This is a genomic window from Geobacter psychrophilus, assembly GCF_056821595.1.
In genome coordinates this window covers 4,274,034-4,296,896 of sequence record NZ_JBXDTU010000004.1, presented here as the reverse complement: position 1 = coordinate 4,296,896, position 22,863 = coordinate 4,274,034, and the positions used below count along the sequence as shown (strand labels likewise).

The window sequence follows — 22,863 nt, the reverse complement described above, 5'->3', positions numbered from 1 at the left end:
GCATATTGACCTGCATCAAAGATATTGCATCCAGGACATGGGATACGTTGAACATGGATGTGGGACGTTGGACTGTATCGGCAATGGAATGATGCTGTTGGCTCTCTCCGAAAGATTGGAGTAATATTTTGTCGATACTAGGAAGAATATCCGGATTTCCGAGGCGCTGCAAGGCTCCCGTATGGGGGCCGCGTCCAATAATGTCTCTACGTTATGCTGTCTGGAGCTTTCTCAGTGCCACGCTTGGAATACTGGCAATTTGCGAGGTAACTACGCTCGTCGGCTACCCTTTGTTGATCGGATCGTTTGGGGCTTCGGCGGTCTTGCTCTTTGGTGCAACTGAATCGCCGCTGGCCCAGCCGCGCAACCTTGTAGGGGGGCACCTTGTTTCCGCCACCGTGGCAGTTGTTATCGTAGCAACCTGCGGGTCGTCACCATTTACTATGGCACTTGGTGTCGGGTTGGCAATTTTTGTGATGAACGTGACCCACACAACCCATCCCCCTGGAGGGGCAACAGCCTTGATCGGTATTCAGGGCGCAGTTGGTCCGGAATACATCTTGCTGCCGGTTTTGGCTGGGGCCCTGATACTTCTGGTAACTGCAATCTTTACGAATAATGTTGTATATCACCGTTCTTATCCAAAACATTGGCTGTAATCCGTAAGGTATGGATGCCGGGAACGAAGAAAGGCGGGGTTGCCCCCGCCTTTCTTTTTTAATCAAGACCTTACGATCTATTTCTTCACGTTGTAGAACACATCATGTCCCTTGAAGACCGCCGTACTGTCCAGCTCATCCTCAATACGCAGCAGCTGGTTGTATTTGGCGACGCGGTCGGTGCGGCATAGTGAGCCGGTCTTGATCTGTCCGGCATTGACCGCCACGGCCAGGTCGGCCAGGGTGGTGTCCTCGGTCTCGCCCGAACGGTGCGAGATGACCGTGGTGTAGCCGGCCCGTTTGGCCATTTCAATGGCCTCCAGGGTCTCGGTCAGGGTGCCGATCTGGTTGAGCTTGATCAGGATCGAGTTGGCGATGCCTTTCTGGATGCCTTCCTTGAGGATCTTGGGGTTGGTGACGAACAGGTCGTCGCCCACGATCTGGATGCGCTTGCCGAGGCGCTCGGTCAGCAGTTTCCAGCCGTCCCAGTCGTTTTCGGCCATGCCGTCCTCGATGGAGATGATCGGGTACTTGTTGACCAGGTTTTCGTAGAAATCCACCAGTTCGACCGGGGTCTTTATTTTCTGGGTTTCGTTTTCCAGGGTGTATTTGCCATCCTTGAACAGTTCGGACGAGGCCACATCCAGCGCCAGCAACACATCCGTACCCGGCTTGTAACCGGCCTTGACGATGGCCTCCATGATGACTTCCAGGGCCTCTTCGTTGGATTTCAGATTGGGGGCAAAGCCGCCCTCATCGCCGACGGCGGTGTTGTAGCCCTTGCCCTTGAGTACGCCTTTGAGGGCGTGGAAGATCTCGGCGCCCATACGCAGCGCTTCCTTGAAGTTCGCGGCGCCGGCCGGCATGATCATGAATTCCTGGATATCGACGTTGTTGTCGGCATGGGCGCCGCCGTTGATGATATTCATCATCGGCAGGGGCAGTTCGCGGGCGTTGGCACCGCCGATGTATTTATAGAGCGGCAGGCCGGCTTCTTCGGCTGCAGCCTTGGCCACTGCCAGAGAAATCCCCAGGATGGCGTTGGCGCCGTATTTGCTTTTGTATTCGGTGCCGTCCAGCTCAATCATCTTCTGGTCGATTCCGACCTGGTCATCGGCATCCATACCGATGATTTCATCGGCCAATTCGTTGTTCACGTTGTCGACAGCCTTGAGTACGCCCTTGCCGAGATAGCGGGATTTGTCGCCATCACGCAACTCCAATGCTTCACGCTCACCGGTGGAAGCGCCGGACGGAACCGCTGCACGGCCGAAAGCGCCGGACTCTAGATATACCTCTACCTCCAGGGTAGGATTACCGCGGGAATCAAGGATCTCTCTGGCATAGACATCGACAATTTCACTCATTTACTGCCCCCTTACTTGGAATGGATATGGTTGGAGAATGATCATCTCCGCACGTTCCCAGAGTGTATACCACATAAAATCCCAAAAATACAGACGGAGCGGAAAAAAATGCGATCTGTTGCAGGGCTTCACATTGCAGCTCAATAATGGTATGAAGGATGCAAACAACATGCAGTACGGAGACTCCCCATGTCATCTGAATCACTTGACAGGCTGACCATACAGCGGACACAGCAGGCCTCGGCCAAGAAGGGCAAGGGTCGTCTGCGCAGCATCCTGATAGCCGCAACTGTTCTCTGTGTGGTTGCCGGTTTCTTTATGATTCGCTCGCGGGCCATTACGGTCGAAACAACCATTGTCAGCCAGGTCTATCCAACCCAGTCGTTTACCCTGTTGAACGCCAGCGGCTATGTTGTGGCCCAGCGCAAGTCAGCGGTTGCCTCCAAGACCACCGGCCGACTGGAGTGGATCGGGGTCGAGGAGGGGAGCCTGGTGAAGTCGGGACAGGTGATTGCCCGCCTGGAGAACCAGGATCTCAAAGCAATAGTGCAACAAGGGGAGGCCGGTCTGCAGACCTCCAGGGCCTCGCTGGAACAGGTCCGGGCCGAACTGGCCGATGCCGAGCAATCATACAAACGACAGCGGGAACTGTTAAAGCAGGGTATCGTTTCAAAGGCCGAATTTGATGCCGCCGAAGCCCGCTTCAAACGATCTGCGGCAGCAGTCAAGGCCGCAGAGGCGGGTGTGCAGGGATCCGGTGCGTCACTGCGGGGTGCCGGTGTGAACCTGGAGTACAGCTTGATCCGTGCGCCGTTTGATGCGGTTGTACTGACAAAAAATGCGGATGTCGGTGATATCATCACCCCGCTGGGCGCGGCCGCCAATGCCAAGGCTGCGGTTGTGACGATCGCCGACCTGACGTCGCTGCAGGTTGAGGCCGATGTCTCCGAGTCCAATCTGTCACAGGTGAAAAAAGGGCAACCCTGCGAGATTATGCTGGATGCGATTCCGGGGTCACGTTTCCGCGGCAGCGTTCACATGGTCGTCCCTACCGCGGATCGCGCCAAGGCCTCGGTGATGGTGAAAATACGTTTTATCGATACCGATAACCGCATTCTGCCCGAGATGAGCGCCAAGGTCGCATTCCTGGAGCGTGAGATCGGCAAGGGCGACCAGCAGCCGCGCATCGCCGTTAATCCGGCGGTGATAGTGAAGTCCGGCGGCGCTGAAGGGGTCTACCTGGTGAAGGGTGACCACGTAGTGTTTGTTCCGGTTGCCAGGGGGGCGCGCCTGGGTGATCTGGTCGAGGTCAGCGGTGTCAAATCAGGTGACAAACTGGTCCTGAAGCCGCTTGATAAGCTGAAGAATGGCTCTAAAATCTCTTTGCCTGATAATAAGTAAGGTCGTTTATGGGAATCAGCCAGGAACAGAAAAATATTGTAGTTTTGCAGGGGGTCGCCAAATCGTATCAACGCGGCGGCCAGATCGTGCGGGTGCTTGAGGATATCTCCCTGGAGATCGAAAAAGGCGAGTTCCTGGCGCTGATGGGGCCGTCCGGGTCAGGCAAGAGTACGCTGCTCAACCTGATAGCCGGAATCGACTCGGTGGACGCCGGCTCCATTGTGATCGATGGAGTGGATATCGTTGGTCTGGATGAGTCCGAATTGGCAGGCTGGCGGGCCACTCACGTCGGTTTTATCTTTCAGTTCTATAACCTGATCCCGGTGTTGACCGCGTTTGAGAATGTCGAGCTGCCGCTGCTCCTGACAAACCTGCCCCGTCGGGAGCGGCGTGAGCATGTCCAGGCGGCCTTGTCCGTTGTCAACCTGGAAGACCGTATCGACCATTATCCTTCCCAACTGTCGGGAGGCCAGCAGCAGCGGGTTGCCATTGCCCGGGCCATTGTGTCCGACCCCGCCATTCTGGTGGCCGACGAACCTACCGGGGACCTTGACCGGGTCTCGGCCGGTGAAATCCTCAATCTGATGGGGCGGCTGAACAGAGAGTTCAACAAAACCATCATCATGGTTACCCATGATCCCCGTGCCGCCGAAAAGGCCCATATCATCCGGCATCTGGAAAAAGGTATGATGGTCAATGCCGTTCCTTAAGATCCTCTCCCGAAATGCGTTTCGCCACCGGCTGCGAACCCTGTTGACGTTTCTGGGGATCACCATCGCAATTCTGGCGTTTGGACTGCTGAGTACCGTCATCAGCGCCTGGTACGCCGGTGTGAATGCCTCTTCTGCTACGCGATTGGTTTCACGCAATGCCATCTCGCTCGTGTTTTCCCTGCCTGTTTCGTATCTGGAGCGCATCAGGCATGTTGACGGGATCAAGGGTGTTTCCTACGCCAACTGGTTTGGCGGTATCTATATCTCTGAAAAAAACTTTTTCCCCAACTTTGCCATCGAGCCGAACAGCTATCTGGATCTGTATCCGGAGTTCGTTCTGCCGGCCGATCAAAGAAAGCTATTTGTATCCGACCGCAAGGGGTGTGTTGTCGGCCGTAAACTGGCCGAACGTTTCGGCTGGAAGGTCGGTGATACCATCACGCTCAAGGGCACGATCTTTCCCGGAAACTGGGAATTTACCCTGCGCGGCATTTACAGCGGCGCCGAAAAATCAACCGATGAGAGTCAATTCTTCTTCCATTGGGACTATCTGAATGAAACGCTGCGTAAAACCGTTCCACGTCGGGCCGACCAGATCGGAGTCGTGATCATCGGCCTGAAATCACCTCAAACCGCCGCAGAAACGTCGCTGGCAGTGGATGCCCTCTTCAGGAATTCGCTGGCTGAAACCCTGACTGAGACGGAAAAGGCCTTCCAACTCAGTTTTGTCTCCATGACGGAAGCGATCGTGATTGCCATCCGGATTGTGTCCTATGTGGTGATCATCATTATTCTGGCGGTTGTGGCAAATACCATGGCGATGACAGCTCGTGAGAGGATCGGCGAGTATGCCATTTTCAAGGCCATGGGTTTTCGCAGTCACCACATTGCCGGGATGATCTTTGGGGAGTCCCTTTTTATCACCATGACCGGTTGTACCGTGGGGATATTGCTGACCTTTCCAGTGGCGCACATGTTCGGGAACATGATGGGCACGTTTTTTCCGGTGTTCAATGTGGAGCGTTCAACCATTTATCTGGATATACTCTTTTCACTTCTGGTCGGCATCATAGCGGCGATTTTTCCCACCTGGCGGGCAACCACTATAAAAATTGCCGATGGATTGAGGAGGATAGGGTAATGTGTTTCGTGGCAAAGGGAGGGAGCAGATCATGAAAACCAGGATCCTGGTTGTTGACGATGAACGCAGTATGCGCGAGATGCTGTGTATCCTGCTGGAACGGGAGGGATACGAGGCCGTGGAGGCAAAAAACGGCGAGGATGCCCTGCAGCTTTTTGAAACATCGCTTTTCGACCTGGTAATATCAGATATCCAGATGCCCGGCATGAACGGGATCGATTTGCTGGCCCGGATCAAGAAGCTGGCGCCCGAGGTGCCGGTACTGATGATTACCGCCTTTGCGACTGCCGAGCAGGCTGTTGATGCCATCAAGCTGGGGGCCTTCCACTATTTTACCAAACCGTTTAATAACGATGAAATCAGGGCGCTGATCCGCAATGCCCTGGAAAAGCGCGATCTGAAACAGGAAAATACGCTGCTGAAAAAGGATGCGCACGCCAGGGACGGTTTCTGCGGCATCATCGGCAAGAGCGTTCGCATGCGTGAACTCTTCACCATGATTCAGAAGGTGGCCGGCAGCCTCAGCAGTGTTCTGATACTGGGCGAAAGCGGCACCGGCAAGGAGCTGGCCGCCCGTGCCATTCATTCGAGCAGCGCCCGCCGCAACAAACCGTTTGTGGCGGTCAACTGCGGGGCCATCCCCGAGACCTTGATTGAAAGCGAGCTGTTTGGCCATAAGAAAGGGGCCTTTACAGGGGCTGTTGCCGACCGGCCCGGCCTGTTCGAGCAGGCCGATGGCGGTACCCTCTTTCTGGACGAGATCGGTGAACTGCCGCTGCTGCTGCAGACCAAGCTCCTGCGGGTGCTGCAGGAGCGTGAGTTCAGAAGGGTGGGGGACTCGGTTATCAGAAAAACCGATGTACGCGTACTGACCGCATCCAACCGGGAATTGCAGGAACAGGTTGCCGGTGGCGGTTTCCGCGAGGACCTTTATTATCGCATCAACGTGGTTCAGATTACCATGCCGCCTCTGCGTGACAGGATCGAGGATATCCCCCTGCTGGTGGATTACTTTTTTCAGAAGTACTGCGACCGTGGGCATACCGGTGAAACGATTACCCCGGGAGCCCTCAAGCTGCTGATGAACTACCCCTTTCCCGGTAATATCCGTGAACTTGAAAATACTGTCGAGCGCAGCCTGATCCTTGACCGGCAGATTATTTCCGAAAGTAGCCTTCCGGAGCAGGTGCGGGCAGCGCGCACCGCCTGCCTTGGCAGCGAGGTGATCATCCCCGACGGCGGTATGGCACTGGAACCCCTGCTGGAGGAACTGGAGAAAAAATATCTGCTGAAGGCGCTGGACAGGACCGGTGGCGCCAAAAAGAAGGCTGCCGACCTGCTGGGCATGTCGTTCCGCTCGTTCCGCTACCGCCTGGCCAAATTCGGTCTTGATTCCGGGGATGAGTAAGCAGCACTAAATAACCCCGCTTGTCCTCCCCTTACATAAAGTGACGCGGAACGGTGCATTGCTGGTGGAGGTGGCCCACATCTAAAGAACAAGAGGGGCAGGTGGGAGTTACGAACTGTTACGTTGCTTGTGGTTGCAGAGGTTTTTGTGTACTATTTAGCACCAGCATGCAGCATCAATTTTTATATACGGGAGTAGCATTATGTATAAACTGACCATCCGCACAAGCTTTGCCGCAGCTCACAATCTCATGAACTATCAGGGGGATTGCGAGAATCTCCACGGCCACAACTGGAAGGTTGACCTGACCGTGACCGCCAAGGAACTGGACAAGGCCGGCCTGGGCATCGATTTCAAGGTGCTGAAACGCGAAGCAGGCGTGGTAATTCAGGAACTGGACCATAAATACCTGAATGACAACCCGGCCTTCAATACGATTTCGCCTTCATCCGAGCACATTGCCCGCTATCTGTACGAGAGGATCGGTGAGCGGCTCAACAATGAGGTCATCAAGGTTGAATCGGTTGCCGTATGGGAATCCGACAACGCCTCTGCCTGTTATTATGAGTAGCCCGGTCTACATCAGCGAGATATTTTCTTCAATCCAGGGAGAAGGGCTTCTTGCCGGCAGGCGACAACTGTTTATCCGCTTGGCGGAGTGCAATCTGGACTGCAGCTACTGCGATACAAACCATGCCAGAACGGATTCCTGCCGCATTGAGACCGCCCCAGGATCAGCCGTCTTTACCAGCGTGCCGCAGCCTCTTGCGCTTCAGCAGGCCATCGACATCGTATCTGAGTGGTGCCAACGCCTGCCAGGGGCACATCATTCGATCAGCGTCACCGGCGGAGAGCCCCTGTTGTATGCAGACAGCCTGGTCGAATGGTTTTCCCGCCTGCGACCGCTGCTGCCGATCCATCTTGAAACCAACGGCACCATGCACATCGCCCTGGAACAGGTCATACAGCATCTGGATTATGTGAGCATGGATATGAAACTCCCCTCCACATCGGGATGTACGGAACACCTGTGGGAGCTGCACCGGGATTTCCTGCGTGTCGCTGCCGGTCACAGGGCTTCGGTCAAGATCGTTGTCAGCGATGAATCCGGCCTCGACGAGATTCAGCAGGCCTGCGACATCATTACAGACGTGGATCCTGCAACGCCGCTGTTCCTGCAGCCGTTGTCAGGCTCTGACGGAAGGATCGGCATCACTGTAGCGCATCTGCTGCGGCTCCAGGAGGCGGCTTCTACGCGGCTGCCGGATGTCAGGGTCATTCCCCAGATGCACCTGATGCTGGGGGCGCTGTGATCATCGAAGAAATGACCATGACAGAGTTCGAGGCCGGTCTTGCCCGCACCCGCACCGTGCTGATACCCTTCGGTTCCGTGGAGGAGCATGGTTCCCATCTGCCGCTCTCCACCGATACCCTGGAGGCCTACGCGGTCTGCAAAAAGGCTGCGCTGCAGGCCCCCCTGTTTGTCGCGCCACCTGTCCATTATGGTAATTGCCGTTCCACGGCCTGTCACCCCGGTACGGTGTCCATCTCGACCGGCACGTTGAAGGCCCTGTTTATGGATGTCGTGACCTCGCTGCGGGGGCACGGGCTGCGTAATTTTGTTGCTCTGACCGGCCATGCCGGCGGCGCGCACCGGATGGCGCTGCAGGATGCCGGCGAAGAACTGATTGCCCGCTTTGACGATATCTCTGTTGCAGTGGTTACCGAATTTGACCTGGCCAAGGAGCAGGGCCGGGGGCTGATAGAAACTGCCGGTGATGCCCATGCAGGAGAAATCGAGACTTCGCGCATCCTTCATTCCCATCCCCACCTGGTCAAGGGAACGGCACCCTGCGAATTCCCGGCGTTTCCGCCCGGTATCCTGGTGCGCGACAAGCGGCGCTATTGGCCCGGTGGTGTCTGGGGTGATCCTGGCAAGGCGACTGCTGACAAGGGTGCCCGACTGGAAAAAATGGTGGTTGATGCGTTGCTGAACCTGGTTCAGGATCTTGAAAGGATGCACGTTTGAGCGTTGATAAACTGATCAAGGTCTGTACCCTCGGGGGCGGAGTTACGGCTACTGTCACGGATTGCACCCGTCATTATTTCGGCGGTTATTACCACGTCCGGATACAGGTTTGTGCCGATGTCCCGGTGAACGCCGATTCGTTTGCAGCTGCAGCAGTGTACGAGGATGCTGTTACGCGACTGGGGCAGATCGTGACCTTCAAACGGACACTGGAAAAGATGGCGGTGCCCGATGGGGAGCTTGAGACCGTACGACAGCAGCTGGTGGCTGCCTTTGATGCCAACGTCCTGCCGTACCTGCAGCGGGCAGATTTTGCCGCCAATTTTGTGCGCAGTGAATACCTCAAAAAACTGAAGTCCGTACCGATCTCCCCCGGGTACCGCTCGTGATGGACATGCGAGCAACCATAGACAAACTCGCCTTCGGCGGTAATGGTGTCTGCCGCATCAATGGCAAGGTCTGCTTTGTGCCATTCAGCTGCCCCGGCGACGAGGTACGCCTTGCGGTCACCTCCGAAAAGCGTTCCTATCTCCTGGCCCGGATTGTCGATCTGATCACACCTTCACCGCTCCGGACCATGCCTCCCTGTCCGCTGTTCGGAACCTGCGGCGGCTGTTCGTGGCAGCATATCGCGTATGAGCAGCAGCTTGCGGCAAAACAGCAGATCCTGGCGGAAACCATGTGGCGCGGGGCCCGGGTAGGAGCGGAATACGTCACTCCCACGCAGCCATCCCGGATGCAGTACGGATACCGCAGCCGGGTGCAGTTCAAGCTGCATGGGTCCGGGAGCGGCCTGAAGCTCGGTTTTTACCGCAGCGCTTCCCACACGGTTGATGATGTCGGCCAGGGATGTCCGGTCGCCATGCCGGTCATCAATGAAGCGTTGACTTGTCTCCGCCCGGTTCTGGCAGCATTTCCCGATACGCGCTCAATACCGAAGATCAGTATCGACTGTGCAGAGCAGGGGGTGATTGCGGTGGTCACCTACAGCGGCCGGGACACTGCTGCTGTGACGGCCTTTTTCAATAATCATCGTGAAGAGCTGCTGCCTCTGACCGGGATGTTCCTGAAACTTGAACGCAGGGACTCCCTGCTGAAGATCTATGGCGATGATGTGCTGACCTACTCCCTGCCGGATCTGGCGACAGGTGCAAGGACCTGCCGTCTCTCCTATCAGTCGGGCGGGTTTGCCCAGATCAATCGTGAACAGAATAACACCATGCTCGAAATTGTCAGGCGCCTGGCCGATTTTCGCGGCACGGAACAGGTCCTTGACCTGTACTGCGGCAATGGCAACTTCTCGCTGCCCATTGCCGGACTTGTTGCACAGGTTACCGGCATCGAGGAATTCGCCGGGTCAATCTCTGCAGCACAGGACAATTGTCGAATAAACTGTATATCCAATGCCGCCTTCATCTGCGCCGATGCCGCCAGCGGCACCAGGCTGCTGGCGGAGAGCGGCCGTCGTTTCGACACGGTCATTCTTGATCCCCCCCGCAGCGGTGCCGCTGAGGCAATTCCGGAAATATGTCGACTGAAGCCTGCTGCGATTATCTATATTTCCTGCGACCCCAGTACATTGGCCCGGGACTGCGGCATGCTGGCCGATAGCGGTTATGTCGTCAAGGAGTGCGTACCGGTTGACATGTTCCCCCAGACCTACCATATCGAGAGCGTTACCCTGCTCAATAAACTTTAGACGAGGAATTGTATGAATTTTCTGAAAAAATTATTTGTTCGCTGCCCTGAGGATTACGTGACGAAAGGTGATGCTCTTTTGGCTGCGGACAGTTTTTATGAGGCGCGGCTCGCCTATGAGTCAGGACGGGACTGCTGTCAGGGAAAGACCGGCTACGATGATCTCCTCACGACCATCGGTGCAAAGATCGATGAAGCGAATCGTTCACTGGCGCTGCTGAATATTGACGAGGCCGGACATGCCATTAAACTTGGAGCGGTTGACAAGGCCGTGGAACACCTGGAGCTGGCAAAAACGCTGACACATGATACAAACATACGGGAAAAGGCGGAACTTCTGCTGCTCAGCGTAGTTAAAAAAACTAATGATCCAGAGATATTAGCTTCACCTTCTTCCTGTTCATCCTGTTCTCACATTTCTGGGGATACCCACGGAGTTGCGGATAATACCGATCCGGACCTTGACCCGCTGATACACTATGAACTGCTCATTCAGCAGCTTCCGGCAGAGATGTATGAACGTTATTCACATTTGGGAGAAGAATTTGCATACATGTACATCGCTGCCAGCCATGACCGGCATGAAGAGGCTCTCGAGCTGCTTGAAGCATGGTTTAACGGTTCCCAGCGTGACATTTACTGTTATGAAAAGGGCAAGATACTGCATCGGCTCGGTAATATCAGTGAATCCGAAGCATGTATGCTTGAATCCATCAGGGAGAATGAACATAACCCCCTCCCACAGCTCGGGTTGGCCCTGGTATATCTTGACGAACATCGTCTGGAGGATGCGGCCAGGCAGATTGACAGCATGATCGCAGCTGATATCTTTACCGGTCAGGCACTGATGATGCGGGGCGAGGTGTTCGAACTCTCCGGGGATATTGAGGGCGCCATCAGGCTGTATGGCGGTTTGCTTGAGACCCCGTTGGCCCGCTCGGCAGCGGAAAAACTGCATGAAATATTGATCGCATGCAACCGGCAGCCGGAAGCAGCACACATTTTCAAACGGTATCTGGGGAAATGTCAGCACTGAGTTACAGTCTGTTTTGCCTATTTCAGGAGGAATCGTAATGAACAAATCCGAACTGATCGAGCAGTTGTCAATTTCCAAGGAAATTTCCATCAAACGTGCCGAAGAGATCGTAAACCTCGTTTTTTCCTCAATGACTGAGGCCTTGACAGCGGGTGACCGGATAGAAATCCGCGGCCTTGGCAGTTTTGTGGTCAAGGACTATGGCACCTATACCGGCAGAAACCCCAAAACCGGTGAACCGATAACGGTCGAACCGAAGAAACTGCCATTCTTCAAGGTTGGTAAAGAACTGAAGGAAAGAATTCTCGGGTAAGCCTGATTGTCAGCCCTGTATGTTCCCGCCCCTTACAGACATCTGCCCCTGGTAAACAGGAACAGATCGTTAATGACGTTGTTTTCTGCTGTAATAAAGCATAAAGTAGCTTTTTTCTTATGTAACTAATTGCCGGAGCTGCAAATGCCTCTCAGTTTGATCGAAGGCGCCCTTGGTGGTATCGGCCTGTTCCTGCTTGGTATGCGTCTGATGTCAGACGGTATCCGCACGGTTGCCGATGTCCGTATCCGGCGCATTTTTTCCATATTTACCTCAAACCGCCTTTATTCGCTTCTGTTTGGCATGGCTATGTCCATGACCGTTAATTCAGGCAGCGCTGCGGTTGTATTCACCATCGGATTGGTAAACGGCGGCGTCCTGAACACCTTTCAGGCGATGAGTGTCCTGGGTGGTGTGCTGATTGGGGCATCCCTGAGTCTTCATTTTCATATCATCCCGTACAGTCTGATCGCAACCCCCCTGATATTCTCCGGTGTCCTGCTCAAGTTTTTTGCCCGTCAACGTCGCTATGCCAATGCCGGAGATCTGCTGCTGGGGATAGGTCTGCTGTTCCTTGGGCTGACTCTGCTGGAAGGGAGCTACCGGCCAATAAACCACCATCCGCTGTACGAGGTGTTTAACGGGATATCCTACCGCATTGAACCCATGGCAGCACTGTTCGGCGCACTGGTCTCATTCCTGGTTCAATCGGCCCCTTCATTTATATCCATCATTGCCTCGCTCATGCAGAATCACCAGGTCAGTGAAACCGTATCGGGATCAATGGTGGCCGGCGGTCTGGTCGGTGTTGCTTCTATGGGGTATCTGGCATCGGTGGGCGGCACCTATATTTCGCGACGAATTGCATTGATATTCCTGCTGATTACGACCTGTGTGACCCTCCTTTTCGTTATCATCTCTCCGCTGCTTGCAGATACGATTCTGCCCGGATTGGCATCAGCCGGCAACAGCCATGGCACTGGCCTTATTTACCAGCTTTCCTGGGTATATACTTCTGCCAGTCTGTGTGCCGCCTTATGCGCTGTTGCATTGAGCGGGCCGGTCTCCCGCATGCTGGCTTCATCCGAGGGAGCGAACGGCAGCGGAGCTGATTCTGCCCAGTCCTGCGCAGGATATCTGGATGTGCGGATTATCAATACCCCCACCATTGCGATTGAGCAGGCCCGCAAAGAGATTGTTCGAATGATGTCGGTAACGTCATTCATGTATGCCGATGTCCGGGAAATTGTCTTTGAGTTTGATGCACGCCGGGCAGAAACCATCCGCCAGCATGAAAAAGTCCTGGATTCCCTGAATCACGAGATCACCGCCTTTCTCGCGCTGCTTTCCCGCTCCACGAAGAATCCTGAAATCAATTATGAAATTCCCGTACTCCTGCAAACGGTCGCCGCCCTTGAACATATCGGTGATCGCTGTGAAAGTGTGCTGAATATCATCGTTACCCGCAAGAATGCCGGTGTCATTTTTTCAGATGCCGCGATGGATGACCTGAAAACCATGCTCGCCGCTGTCGGCGACGTGATGAATGCCACGGAAGATGCCGTCAGAAGCGGCCTGCCGATTGGAGAAGACGCCCTTCATCAGGTCAAGCGCACCACCCGTAGCTGTTTTGATCGTGTCAAACAGGATCATTTTGACAGAATCAGCTCCGGAGCCTGTGCACCTCAGGCAATGATGCTCTTCAACGACATGGCATCGGCATGCAACAGCATTGCCGAGTTATGCTGGAATGTACTGGGGATGCAGGTGAGGAGATCGAATGAGTAGCAGTCTGGTTGCGGCAATTGACTTCGGTACCAATACAGCCCGTCTGCTTGTGGCTGAAAAACATGCCGATGGAAGCTTCAAGCATGTCCGCCTTGAGCGTGAGATTGTCCGTATGGGGGGCGGCTTCAGCCGTGAACATGGTTTGTCTGCAGAGGCCATGCAGCGCGGTTCCGGGTGCCTGGTCCGTTTTTCCGAGATACTGAAAAACTATGACGTTACGTGTGTACGGGCTGTTGCCACCAGCGCGGTCAGGGATGCGATCAATGGCAGCGTATTTATCGAATCAATGCAGCATGTAACAGGCATCAGGCTCATGGTTATCGATGGCGAACAGGAGGGTGCCTTGACCCTGGCCGGCGTTATTGCAGGTCTTGACCAACAGCATGACAACCTGCTGGTCTTTGATGTCGGGGGGGGCAGCACGGAATATACCCTGGCCCATAAAGGCAAAGCCGGCTTCATCAGGAGCCTGCCAATGGGTGTGGTGCGTTTGACGGAAGGGAAAGCCTCTCCCGCTGACATGCGGGTAAAAATCGACAAGGAACTGGACCTGCTGGCCAGTGACATCGAGCAGTCGGGCAGCGTTGTTCGTCCCGAGCAAACGGTGCTGGTCGGCACAGCCGGGACCGCCACAACCCTGGCGGCTATTCATATGAAAATGGACAGCTATGATTATCGCAAGGTAAATAATTCCCTGCTTACGCTGGACGAGATCAGAACCATCTACTCGATGCTGCTGCCCCTTTCGCTGGAGGAGCGGGTTGCGATACCCGGATTGGAAAAGGGGCGGGAAGACCTGATTATCGCCGGTATGCTCATAACGATTCATACCATGGAGCGTTTCGGCTTCTCTTCGCTGAAAGTGAGTGATTACGGCCTGCTGGAAGGATTGATTGTCTCAGATGACCCGTGCGGTTGCTGAGGTTTGACCTGCAATGAGAGTTTGATGGCTGTCTCTCTGGCAGCGGCAGCCTTGGAGGTCTCTCCCTGCAGGTCGTAGATTTCTGCCAGCAGCTCCTGATTTGCTATTGCCTGCGGCATCCGTCCGGCGGCTGAATTGACCGTATAGGCACGTTCCAGATACTCTGCCGCTTGTTTCAGATTGCCGGCGCTCCGGGTGCCGGTAGCCAGCTCCTCAAGATCAGCAGCAATCTTGCTGCTTCTTCCGATGCGCTTATCAATCGCCAAAGCCTCCTGCAGCAACCGCTCCCCCTCGGCATACCTTTTCTCATGTCGTGCAGCAATCCCCATGATCCTCAGGGAGTTGGCCTCTTCTTCCGCCTGTTGGGCGGCCCTGTTTTCCCCCAGCGCGGTACGGGCAAGTGAATCCGCAGCCGTACAATCGCCCAGCTCCAACTGAATCCGGGCTGCCAGATTATGGCGGCTGCCCACTGCATTTCCCTGCTCGGCGGCAATCGATTGTTGTGCCCACTCCAGGGCCTTGGAAGGATTCCCCTTCGCCAGTTCCAGCAAGGCCTTTTCATGTGCTGTTTCGGCCAAAAGCCGGGGAACAGATCGAACCAGAACCAGGGCCTGATCCAGGTACAGTTCCGCATCCGGCAGGTCATGCTGCAGACGATGGAGGCGGGCAAGGTTGATCAGTGCCGTTGTCCGCAGGGGATAGTCCTCTATTGACGAACTGATGGAAAGGGCTTCCGCCAGCAACCTGTCAGCTTCCGGGAAATTGCCCTTCTGCTGGGCGCGGACACCGCGGGTAAGCGCTGTTTCAGCACGTTGCTGGCTTTCCGCACGAACAACCGTTGCTTTCCCGCCAAAACAGCCGGCCAGCAGGGGCATGAGTGCCGCCGCCATCCACAGGTAACGTCGTGGGTTATTCATAACTGTCACCCCGGATGAATTCCTGACGACCGGCCGGAGCAGAGCTGTCCCGCAGCAGCCAGGTGTTTTGCAGGGAGTTGATCAGGCGGTCGGTACTGAACATGACATCTTCAAGCTGGGCGGCAATACCCGGAATCTTGGGAAATGTTCTTTCAGAGAGCAGCCGGGTTTCCTGGGATATCTTATTTACATTCTGCATGGTTGCATCGGCTTTATCAAGCAATGGCGGCAGTTTTTTGTCGATCTGCTCCAGTGTGCTGTTGACGCGGCTGAGGATGGGGGCCAGGTCAATGCTGTCAACTTTTTTCGAGGTGGTATCAAGCATGCTGGTCGCTTTGCCGGAAACCAGGTTTATGTTGCCGGTGGCTGAGACCAGCAGGGTATCTGCCTTTTGCCGGGTACCATCCAGATTGCGGGTGAGCAGTTCTATATTGCGGACTGACTTTTTCAGATCTCCTTCCGGGTCATTGATATAACCGATGATGTCCCGGATTTCGATCAGCACCGGTTTGACCTTCTGGGCAATTTCATCTGCCAGCTCATCCAGCCCTTTGGTCTTGATATACATGATCGCATCGGCATGTTTCAATTCGGGCTTGTCGGGAGAACCGACCGAGACATCGACGATATTGTCCCCAACCAGTCCCTCCTTGACCAGCTTGACCGTGGAGTCGCTCCTGATCCAGGTCTGATAGGTTTTATCGATTTCAATGACGATATCGACCATGGCCTGTTCGTTCAGCGCTATGGAGGTTACCCTGCCGATGCGGAATCCGGACAGCTTCACCGACATGCCCTTGGTAAACCCGGTTCCACGGTCGACCGTAAAGCGCAGGTTATACTTCTTGGTAAAGAAATCCTTCTGCAGCCCGAACAGTACGGCGGCTGCCACAACACTCAGCAGTGCGATTGCGACAAAAATACCGATTTTCCGTTCCAGATGTTTAAATCTGGGATCCTCTTCACGTATCATGCGTTCCTCGAAACGATCTCGGCGTTTTCATGCACAGCAATAATTTTGTCAACGGTCAGTTCAGCGGCCAGGTCAGCGGAAGAGGCCAGGTAGAGCGAAATCCTGTCCTCGCGGGTCGTATGGAATTCCGCTGTCAGGCGTGCAACCGTTGCGATCTGGGCAGCGGGCATATTTTCAAAGCAGTTGCTGTACATGATGATGCGCGGCTCCACCATCAGCGCCCTGACAAGGGCAATCATCCGCCTGTCATGGGGGGAAAGGTGCGCCGGCAATGCCATCAATTTCCCTGCATACCCCAGGGTTGTGAGGTGTGCTAGAGCGGTCTGCTCTTCATCGGGAGTTACCCCGCCGGCGTGATAGATCAATGGAAGGGTGATATTTTCCCAGACCTTCAGATTGGAAATCAAGCCGCCATGTGAGGGAACGATGCTGGTCTGCTTTCGAAGTGCATGGAGCTCGTCCTTTGTAAGCCCGGTGATCTCCCGGCTGTCAACAAGAACTGAACCGTGTGAGGGATAGGACAGGCCGGTGATGAGTCGCGTCAGCAAACGGCTTTCGGCTTCACCCGCTGTGACGACCAGGGCTGAGCAGCCTGATTCAATCTCACAGGTAAACCCTTCGAAGAAACCGGGATAGCTGACATCCCTGAATGATAATGCGGCTGACATAGGGACATAGTATCCGTAAATGTAACGATGTCAACCGGTAAGAGATAACGGAACACTAACCTGCAATTGCACGCCAATCAGCTTGCAAACCACACTAAAACAGCGGTATATTAATTAAACTACAGCAAACCTCCCGCGCCACACGCAACAGCAGAGTATGCACCATATCCGACAACGGCACAATCCGGGCCACCTGTGCCAATGCCTGCCTTACCAACCTCGACTTCATCGTGCTGGAGATAGATAACTCCGGCGCTCTCTGCACCAGAACCAAGGGGCGTTTCTTAATATCCTGGATAGCACTTATCGGGAGCGCAGAATACTCAACAGAGTCAATAACTGGACAATATTAATATATGAACTGCAACATCAGAGGAGGGTAGGGATATGAATAGAGCCTCCATGGAAGGGATATTGGGCATGATGATTGTTGCAGTAGCCCAGCTGCTCGCATCAGTAACGGTCCTGGCAGGAGAACTAGACGCCCCCGGCCCCCCGAACAAGGGGAGCAACATGCCGACCTCCGTCGACATCTATAACCAGCTGGATACCGGTGTGGCCGCTTCTGCCTTTGGTGGATTTGTTGAGCCGACTTACGGTCCAACAGAAGGCACCGGCAAAACCCTGGCCGAGATTCAAGGCAAACTGCCGCTGGCGGATAATAAAAATGGCGCAGTAGTCGAGGACGTGCTTTCCGGCAAGACCTTCTGGGGGTTACAAACAGGAGGCACGTGGGGACTGCAGACGGGGACATCTGTTCCGCCTGTCGCAGGTGGCAACCTGACCGGTGCAAACGGGTCTCTGATTATCACCATCCCTGACGCACTCTATTCCGGCGGTAAAACCGCTACTGTTGGTGACAGCAACCTTACCGCCGGCAACATTAAGTCTGGAAGCGTCATCTTCGGCGTAAGCGGCTCGGTCATTCAGTCCACCGGGAGTGCCGTAGCGGGAAACGTCCTCACCGGTGCGACCTTCTCGAATACCGGCGCAGCGGGGATCAGCGGCACAATGCCGAATAACGGCGCGGTCAGCATCATCCCCGGCACGTACGCCCAGACGATTGTCGCCGGGTATCATAACGGTTCGGGAACGGTTGCCGGGGATGCCAACCTGGTTTCCGGCAACATCAAAAGCGGTACATCTATCTTCGGTGTGAGTGGACCCATCGCTCCGTCCAACCCCATTAACGCCACCGGCATAACCACTTGGAGCGATACCTACTACAATGGCCTGACATCGCCGCCGTCCGGGTTTCCCCGCCAGGATGTCGATACTTCCCGCAGCGGGTTCATTTTTACCAAACTGGACGCTGCTACCGGTGCTCCCCTCGGCAGTGGCGACATTTCGTGGGGGTGCGTGCAGGATGGTGTCACCGGGCTCACCTGGGAAAACAAGACCACCGACAGCGGGCTGCACCATTATGCCTGGACCTATACCTGGTACAACTCCCATGCAGCACCCAATGGCGGCCCAGCAGGTACGGCTGGTGGATTAACCTGCAGCGGCATTGTAGCGGGATGCGATACGGAAAAATTTGTCGCAGCGGTCAATTCTTCCGGCTGGTGCGGCTTCAAGGATTGGCGAATGCCGACTGTGGCGGAGCTCTTTTCGATTGTCAATCTTGACAGGGTTAATCCGGCCATCACAACGACCTGGTTCCCCAATACACAATCTTTCTACTGGACGGATTTGGTTATGGCCGCTGCTGCCTCCGTGTGGTATGTCGATTTCCGCTATGGCTATGAACGCTATGCCTATCCGAGTACAGCCGCCTCCGTTCGACTCGTGCGTGGAGGACCGTGATGTGATCTTTTTCAGGTGTTATGTGGGTAAACCATGGATCGTTATGATCATCTCACTATCGACACATCGAACAATCACAAGAGGAGACTCACCATGAAATACGCATTCATCACCGTAACTCTCCTGACATGGGTCGTATGCACCTCAATGACCGCATCTGCAACCTGCTACCCCTACCTTCCCGCCACAACCCCGACCAGCCGTTTTGTCGATAATGGCGACGGTACCGTGACCGACACCCTGACCACTCTCATCTGGAAGCGCTGCAGCGAAGGGCTGATCTGGAACGGTACGTACTGTAGCGGAACTGCTGGTCTCTATACCTGGCAACAGGCCTTGCAAGCCGGATACAGCAGCACCTTTGCCGGCAAGAGCGACTGGCGTCTCCCCAATTTCAAGGAACTCGCCTCCATCGTTGAACGTCAATGCCACAACCCGGCCATCAATCAGAATATTTTTCCGGAAACAGTTCTGCCGGACGCCTGGTCTAGCTCTACATATGCCGGTGATCCTTCCAAGGCGTGGTCATTCAATTTCGTCGCTGGAGATTACGAGGAGTACATACCTAAGACAGCCAGTTGCAGAGTTCGCCTCGTGCGTGGCGGACAGTGATTTAGCATTGTGCAATGTGAAACACTGATTAGAGGATACCGATATGAACAGAATAACCATGAATGGAAGAGTTGGTACACTGATTGTGACAGCTGCCCTGCTGCTTTCAGCAACGTCGGCCCTGGCCGGCAAACTGGATCCCCCCGGTCCTCCGGAAAAGGGTAGCAACATGCCGACCACCACCGACATCTATAACCAACTTGATACCGGTGTGGCCGGTTCTGCCTATGATAGATTCGTAGAGCCTGCATATGGTCCGACTAAGGGCAGTGGCAGAAGCCTGGTCGAGATTCAAGGCAAACTGCCGGTGGCTGATACTGTCCACGGCGCTGAGGTCGGTGACGTGCTTTCCGGTAAAACATTCTGGGGGTTGCGTGCAGGAGGCGCGTGGGGACTTCAGACGGGGACATCGGTTCCACCTGCCGCAGGCGGCAACATTACCGGTGCAAACGGGTCTCTGATTATCTCCATCCCGGATGCACTCTATACCGGTGGTAAAACTGCCTCGGCTGACGACAGCAACCTTGCTGCCGTCAACATTAAGTCAGGAAGCGTCATCTTCGGCGTCAGCGGTTCAGTCATTCAGGCAACCGGGAGTGCCGTAGCGGGAAGCGTCCTCACCGGTACGACCTTCTCGAATTCTGCCGCAGTGGGGATCAGCGGGGTTCTGCCGAATATCGGCGCATCCATCATCATCCCCGGTACGTCCGCCCAGACGATTGTCGCCGGGTATCATAACGGTTTGGGAGCGGTTGCCGGTGATACCAATCTGGTTTCCGGCAACATAAAAAGCGGCGCGACCATCTTTGGTGTGAGCGGATCGTATTCATCGACCAACCCCGTTAACGCTACCGGCATAACTACCTGGAGCGATTCCTCCACCAATGGCCTGATTGCACCGCCGTACGGGTTTCCCCGCCAGGATGTCGATACATCCCGCAGCGGGTTTGTTTTTACCAAACTGGACGTCGCCACCGGCGCCCGACTAGGCAGCGGCGCCGTTTCGTGGGGGTGTGTACAGGATGGTGTCACCGGGCTCACCTGGGAAAACAAGACCAACGACAGCGGACTGCATTCTTATGCGTGGACTTATTTGTGGTACAACTCCAATCCTGCTACCAACGGCGGCTATGCTGGTATAGCAGGCGGGTTGGACTGTGGCGGCACCTTGGTGGCGGGATGCAATACGGAGGCTTTCATCGCAGCGGTCAATGCCGCCGGTTTGTGCAGCTTCAGTGACTGGCGGATGCCGACGGTGGAGGAGCTGTTCTCGATTGTCAATCTTGGCAGGGTAAGCCCGGCCTTCACAACGTCCTGGTTCCCCTATACGTATTACTCTAACTACTGGTCGGGTTCGACCTATGCCGGAGATTCGAGCTCCGTGTGGAGCGTTAACTTCCTTAATGGATATGTCAACTACGGCGGTAAGGTCAACTCCAGGTACGTTCGCCTCGTGCGTAGCGGACAGTGATTTGATCTTTTCGGTTGTTTGCGGGAGAACCATGGTTCATTACGTTCTACGTTTACCCCGCTAACAGGCATATACTCTTGAATATTGCCGACAAAATTTCTTAAACGAGATGTAACTAATGGAGGCAAATCATGAAATACGCTTTTATCACCGTATCGCTCCTGGCGGCGGTCGTATTCACCCCAATGACCACATCTGCGACCTGCACCGCCGGTGTTCCCGCCACCACCCCGGACAGCCGCTTTGTCGATAACGGCGACGGTACCGTGACCGACATCGTAACCACTCTGACCTGGAAGCGTTGCAGCGAAGGGCAGATCTGGAACGGTACGACCTGTAACGGAACAGCTGCGATGAGTTATACTTGGCAGCTGGCCCTGCAGGCCGGGTATAGCAGCACCTTCGCCGGCAAGAGCAACTGGCGTCTCCCCCATTCCAAGGAACTCGGCTCCATCATAGAACGCCAATGCTACACCCCGGCCATCAATGAGAATATTTTTCCGAATACACCTTCGGCGGTGTTCTGGTCGGGATCGCCCTACGCCGGTAGCGCCAGCCAGGCGTGGTATGTAAATTTCAACACAGGTGAATACGGGAGCCAAAGTAAGGGTCTCAGCACCGTCTATGTTCGTCTCGTGCGCGGTGGACAGTGATTGAGGGTTTGACATTGATTCTTTTAGTTTAGTCATGCTGCACTACGCAGGAATGATGCTTTTAACGGCGACCTGCCACTAACAACGCGAGGTACTACTCATGTGCATACTCTCTACCGTAACAACCCTGGCCCTGTTCTGCTGTCTGGCGCTGCCAGTTGCGGCAGGCGCATCGGGCATTATCAGCGCAACCGGCAACATCAACCCGAAATACAATTTTGCCTGGTCCGAGACCAGCGGCTGGAACAACCTGGCTGCCACCGACGGTGGTGCCACTGTCTACGAAGACCACCTGGAAGGTTTTGCCTGGGCCGAGAACTTTGGCTGGATCAAGCTGGGGAGCTCTATCGATGGGCGTGCTTCCACCTACAAAAACAGCAACAACACGGACTGGGGAGTCAACCTGAGGGAAGGAGCACTCTCCGGTTTTGCCTGGAGCGAAACCGCCGGCTGGATCAACTTCAGACCTACCGAAGGTGGTGTCACAATTGACCTTGCCAGCGGCGCTTTCGACGGCTACGCCTGGGCCGAAAACCTGGGGTGGCTGCATTTCAGAGGGGACGTGCCCGCTTATAATGTTCGCATCAATGCCCTGACGCTCTCGGTGGCGCTGGCTGGCAGCGGTGGCGGTTCGGTTCACAGCACACCCGCCGGAATCTCTTGCAACTCTACCGGCAGCGGTTGCAGCGGCAGCTTTTTTCAGAGCTGGCTGGTTACACTCGGCGAGGCCCCCGACTGGAAGTCACTCTTTGCCGGTTACAGAGGGGACAGCACCTCAGCAAAGTTTTATATGGATACCAACAAAGCCGTGACAGCCACCTTTGGCCTCAACTACAAGGCAAAGCTGATGCCGGCCTCCGACTATGCCAGCATCCAGGATGCCTATGACAACGCCATAGACGGGGGTGAGATCCGGGCTCAGACCTATTTCTTCCAGGAGCTGGGAGGTCTGGCGCTGGGGCGAATCTCGGCCAAGACCATTACCCTCAAGGGCGGGTACGGCGATGCGTACAGCGACGCTGCCATCACCGGCGTGACCTCGGTGCAGGGACCGCTGAAGATCCGGAGCGGCCGGTTGGCGGTGGAGCGGGTGACGATCAGGTAGGATGAAATATTGGGCGAAAAAACCTCCGAAAGTTCACTCTTGTTACCAAGCACCAGCCTGGTAATGCACCGGCCTTGCAAGCTCCCGCATGCAGTAACGCCAAGCAGGAGCTAGTCGTGCCATTGCGTTACGCAGCAGGCGCTACGTAACGAGTCTGAAGATCAGGAGCGGCCGGTTGGTGGT

At 55.2% G+C, this 22,863-nt stretch carries 23 protein-coding genes; 19 read left to right on the top strand and 4 right to left on the bottom strand.

Annotation, left to right across the window (positions count from 1 at the left end; genetic code table 11):
• Positions 1-200: 200 nt before the first annotated feature.
• Positions 201-659 carry an HPP family protein gene (locus ACOCF6_RS22515; protein ID WP_482462565.1) on the top strand — a complete coding sequence of 153 codons (459 nt, stop codon included), beginning with the start codon at positions 201-203 and terminating at the stop codon, positions 657-659.
• A gap of 77 nt (positions 660-736) precedes the next feature.
• Here the strand turns inward: ACOCF6_RS22515 and eno are convergent, their stop codons facing one another.
• A complete protein-coding gene (eno, locus tag ACOCF6_RS22510) occupies positions 737-2,026 on the bottom strand; it encodes a phosphopyruvate hydratase (RefSeq protein ID WP_482462564.1) in 1,290 nt (429 codons plus the stop codon).
• 189 nt (positions 2,027-2,215) lie between these two features.
• On the opposite strand from eno, the gene ACOCF6_RS22505 reads away from it, so the two are divergent.
• The 13 genes from ACOCF6_RS22505 to ACOCF6_RS22445 all read left to right on the top strand — a co-directional run bounded on the left by ACOCF6_RS22505 (position 2,216) and on the right by ACOCF6_RS22445 (position 14,475).
• Positions 2,216-3,427, top strand: a complete 1,212-nt coding sequence (locus ACOCF6_RS22505) for an efflux RND transporter periplasmic adaptor subunit (RefSeq protein ID WP_482462563.1) — start codon at positions 2,216-2,218, stop codon at positions 3,425-3,427.
• Between the two features lie 8 nt (positions 3,428-3,435).
• The gene (locus ACOCF6_RS22500; RefSeq protein WP_482462562.1) at positions 3,436-4,137 is read left to right on the top strand and encodes an ABC transporter ATP-binding protein; all 702 of its coding nucleotides are present in this window, start codon (positions 3,436-3,438) and stop codon (positions 4,135-4,137) included.
• Positions 4,124-5,281: an ABC transporter permease gene (locus ACOCF6_RS22495; RefSeq protein ID WP_482462561.1), complete on the top strand. Its 1,158-nt coding sequence runs from the start codon at positions 4,124-4,126 to the stop codon at positions 5,279-5,281. Before ACOCF6_RS22500 ends, ACOCF6_RS22495 begins: the two co-directional genes overlap by 14 nt.
• Before the next feature lie 31 nt (positions 5,282-5,312).
• Positions 5,313-6,689 carry a sigma-54-dependent transcriptional regulator gene (locus tag ACOCF6_RS22490; RefSeq protein WP_482462560.1) on the top strand — a complete coding sequence of 459 codons (1,377 nt, stop codon included), beginning with the start codon at positions 5,313-5,315 and terminating at the stop codon, positions 6,687-6,689.
• A 202-nt stretch (positions 6,690-6,891) separates the two neighbouring features.
• Entirely contained in the window at positions 6,892-7,260 is a 369-nt protein-coding gene (gene queD / locus ACOCF6_RS22485; RefSeq protein WP_482462559.1) for a 6-carboxytetrahydropterin synthase QueD, read from the top strand.
• Complete coding sequence (locus tag ACOCF6_RS22480; RefSeq protein ID WP_482462558.1) at positions 7,253-8,002, top strand: 7-carboxy-7-deazaguanine synthase QueE; 750 nt, start codon at positions 7,253-7,255, stop codon at positions 8,000-8,002. Before queD ends, ACOCF6_RS22480 begins: the two co-directional genes overlap by 8 nt.
• Positions 7,999-8,718, top strand: coding sequence for a creatininase family protein (locus tag ACOCF6_RS22475; protein WP_482462557.1), 720 nt, complete (start codon positions 7,999-8,001; stop codon positions 8,716-8,718). The genes ACOCF6_RS22480 and ACOCF6_RS22475 overlap by 4 nt, the downstream gene beginning before the upstream one ends.
• Positions 8,715-9,107, top strand: a complete 393-nt coding sequence (locus tag ACOCF6_RS22470) for a hypothetical protein (protein ID WP_482462556.1) — start codon at positions 8,715-8,717, stop codon at positions 9,105-9,107. Before ACOCF6_RS22475 ends, ACOCF6_RS22470 begins: the two co-directional genes overlap by 4 nt.
• Positions 9,108-9,112: 5 nt before the next feature.
• Positions 9,113-10,417, top strand: coding sequence for a 23S rRNA (uracil(1939)-C(5))-methyltransferase RlmD (rlmD, locus tag ACOCF6_RS22465; RefSeq protein ID WP_482462555.1), 1,305 nt, complete (start codon positions 9,113-9,115; stop codon positions 10,415-10,417).
• Positions 10,418-10,429: 12 nt separating this feature from the next.
• On the top strand, positions 10,430-11,452 hold the full coding sequence (locus ACOCF6_RS22460) for a tetratricopeptide repeat protein (RefSeq protein ID WP_482462554.1): 1,023 nt from the start codon (positions 10,430-10,432) through the stop codon (positions 11,450-11,452).
• 37 nt (positions 11,453-11,489) lie between these two features.
• A complete protein-coding gene (locus ACOCF6_RS22455; RefSeq protein ID WP_482462553.1) occupies positions 11,490-11,765 on the top strand; it encodes an HU family DNA-binding protein in 276 nt (91 codons plus the stop codon).
• A 144-nt stretch (positions 11,766-11,909) separates the two neighbouring features.
• Positions 11,910-13,553: a Na/Pi cotransporter family protein gene (locus ACOCF6_RS22450; RefSeq protein WP_482462552.1), complete on the top strand. Its 1,644-nt coding sequence runs from the start codon at positions 11,910-11,912 to the stop codon at positions 13,551-13,553.
• Positions 13,546-14,475, top strand: coding sequence for a Ppx/GppA phosphatase family protein (locus tag ACOCF6_RS22445; RefSeq protein WP_482462551.1), 930 nt, complete (start codon positions 13,546-13,548; stop codon positions 14,473-14,475). Before ACOCF6_RS22450 ends, ACOCF6_RS22445 begins: the two co-directional genes overlap by 8 nt.
• Here ACOCF6_RS22445 and ACOCF6_RS22440 read toward each other — a convergent pair.
• The 3 genes from ACOCF6_RS22440 to ACOCF6_RS22430 are packed head-to-tail and all read right to left on the bottom strand — an operon-like array spanning position 14,424 to position 17,033.
• Positions 14,424-15,392: a tetratricopeptide repeat protein gene (locus ACOCF6_RS22440; RefSeq protein ID WP_482462550.1), complete on the bottom strand. Its 969-nt coding sequence runs from the start codon at positions 15,390-15,392 to the stop codon at positions 14,424-14,426. The two genes, ACOCF6_RS22445 and ACOCF6_RS22440, sit on opposite strands and share 52 nt — an antisense overlap.
• Positions 15,385-16,365, bottom strand: a complete 981-nt coding sequence (locus ACOCF6_RS22435) for an MlaD family protein (RefSeq protein ID WP_482462549.1) — start codon at positions 16,363-16,365, stop codon at positions 15,385-15,387. Before ACOCF6_RS22435 ends, ACOCF6_RS22440 begins: the two co-directional genes overlap by 8 nt.
• Entirely contained in the window at positions 16,362-17,033 is a 672-nt protein-coding gene (locus ACOCF6_RS22430; RefSeq protein ID WP_482462548.1) for an ATP-binding cassette domain-containing protein, read from the bottom strand. The genes ACOCF6_RS22435 and ACOCF6_RS22430 overlap by 4 nt, the downstream gene beginning before the upstream one ends.
• A gap of 387 nt (positions 17,034-17,420) precedes the next feature.
• On the opposite strand from ACOCF6_RS22430, the gene ACOCF6_RS22425 reads away from it, so the two are divergent.
• The 5 genes from ACOCF6_RS22425 (at position 17,421) to ACOCF6_RS22405 (ending at position 22,680) form a co-directional block, all read left to right on the top strand.
• The gene (locus tag ACOCF6_RS22425; RefSeq protein ID WP_482462547.1) at positions 17,421-18,839 is read left to right on the top strand and encodes an Lcl C-terminal domain-containing protein; all 1,419 of its coding nucleotides are present in this window, start codon (positions 17,421-17,423) and stop codon (positions 18,837-18,839) included.
• Positions 18,840-18,932: 93 nt separating this feature from the next.
• Positions 18,933-19,451, top strand: a complete 519-nt coding sequence (locus tag ACOCF6_RS22420; RefSeq protein WP_482462546.1) for an Lcl C-terminal domain-containing protein — start codon at positions 18,933-18,935, stop codon at positions 19,449-19,451.
• Positions 19,452-19,494: 43 nt separating this feature from the next.
• Positions 19,495-20,922 carry an Lcl C-terminal domain-containing protein gene (locus ACOCF6_RS22415; RefSeq protein ID WP_482462545.1) on the top strand — a complete coding sequence of 476 codons (1,428 nt, stop codon included), beginning with the start codon at positions 19,495-19,497 and terminating at the stop codon, positions 20,920-20,922.
• A 131-nt stretch (positions 20,923-21,053) separates the two neighbouring features.
• Positions 21,054-21,575, top strand: coding sequence for an Lcl C-terminal domain-containing protein (locus tag ACOCF6_RS22410; RefSeq protein WP_482462544.1), 522 nt, complete (start codon positions 21,054-21,056; stop codon positions 21,573-21,575).
• Positions 21,576-21,675: 100 nt separating this feature from the next.
• Positions 21,676-22,680: a hypothetical protein gene (locus tag ACOCF6_RS22405; RefSeq protein WP_482462543.1), complete on the top strand. Its 1,005-nt coding sequence runs from the start codon at positions 21,676-21,678 to the stop codon at positions 22,678-22,680.
• Positions 22,681-22,863 lie beyond the last annotated feature (183 nt).

Coding starts and splice junctions, on each gene's coding strand:
- ACOCF6_RS22515 (WP_482462565.1), top strand. CDS start 201: ATGTCTCTACGTTATGCTGTCTGGAGCTTTCTCAGTGCCACGCTTGGA.
- eno (WP_482462564.1), bottom strand. CDS start 2,026: ATGAGTGAAATTGTCGATGTCTATGCCAGAGAGATCCTTGATTCCCGC.
- ACOCF6_RS22505 (WP_482462563.1), top strand. CDS start 2,216: ATGTCATCTGAATCACTTGACAGGCTGACCATACAGCGGACACAGCAG.
- ACOCF6_RS22500 (WP_482462562.1), top strand. CDS start 3,436: ATGGGAATCAGCCAGGAACAGAAAAATATTGTAGTTTTGCAGGGGGTC.
- ACOCF6_RS22495 (WP_482462561.1), top strand. CDS start 4,124: ATGCCGTTCCTTAAGATCCTCTCCCGAAATGCGTTTCGCCACCGGCTG.
- ACOCF6_RS22490 (WP_482462560.1), top strand. CDS start 5,313: ATGAAAACCAGGATCCTGGTTGTTGACGATGAACGCAGTATGCGCGAG.
- queD (WP_482462559.1), top strand. CDS start 6,892: ATGTATAAACTGACCATCCGCACAAGCTTTGCCGCAGCTCACAATCTC.
- ACOCF6_RS22480 (WP_482462558.1), top strand. CDS start 7,253: ATGAGTAGCCCGGTCTACATCAGCGAGATATTTTCTTCAATCCAGGGA.
- rlmD (WP_482462555.1), top strand. CDS start 9,113: ATGCGAGCAACCATAGACAAACTCGCCTTCGGCGGTAATGGTGTCTGC.
- ACOCF6_RS22460 (WP_482462554.1), top strand. CDS start 10,430: ATGAATTTTCTGAAAAAATTATTTGTTCGCTGCCCTGAGGATTACGTG.
- ACOCF6_RS22455 (WP_482462553.1), top strand. CDS start 11,490: ATGAACAAATCCGAACTGATCGAGCAGTTGTCAATTTCCAAGGAAATT.
- ACOCF6_RS22450 (WP_482462552.1), top strand. CDS start 11,910: ATGCCTCTCAGTTTGATCGAAGGCGCCCTTGGTGGTATCGGCCTGTTC.
- ACOCF6_RS22445 (WP_482462551.1), top strand. CDS start 13,546: ATGAGTAGCAGTCTGGTTGCGGCAATTGACTTCGGTACCAATACAGCC.
- ACOCF6_RS22440 (WP_482462550.1), bottom strand. CDS start 15,392: ATGAATAACCCACGACGTTACCTGTGGATGGCGGCGGCACTCATGCCC.
- ACOCF6_RS22435 (WP_482462549.1), bottom strand. CDS start 16,365: ATGATACGTGAAGAGGATCCCAGATTTAAACATCTGGAACGGAAAATC.
- ACOCF6_RS22430 (WP_482462548.1), bottom strand. CDS start 17,033: ATGTCAGCCGCATTATCATTCAGGGATGTCAGCTATCCCGGTTTCTTC.
- ACOCF6_RS22425 (WP_482462547.1), top strand. CDS start 17,421: ATGAATAGAGCCTCCATGGAAGGGATATTGGGCATGATGATTGTTGCA.
- ACOCF6_RS22420 (WP_482462546.1), top strand. CDS start 18,933: ATGAAATACGCATTCATCACCGTAACTCTCCTGACATGGGTCGTATGC.
- ACOCF6_RS22415 (WP_482462545.1), top strand. CDS start 19,495: ATGAACAGAATAACCATGAATGGAAGAGTTGGTACACTGATTGTGACA.
- ACOCF6_RS22410 (WP_482462544.1), top strand. CDS start 21,054: ATGAAATACGCTTTTATCACCGTATCGCTCCTGGCGGCGGTCGTATTC.
- ACOCF6_RS22405 (WP_482462543.1), top strand. CDS start 21,676: ATGTGCATACTCTCTACCGTAACAACCCTGGCCCTGTTCTGCTGTCTG.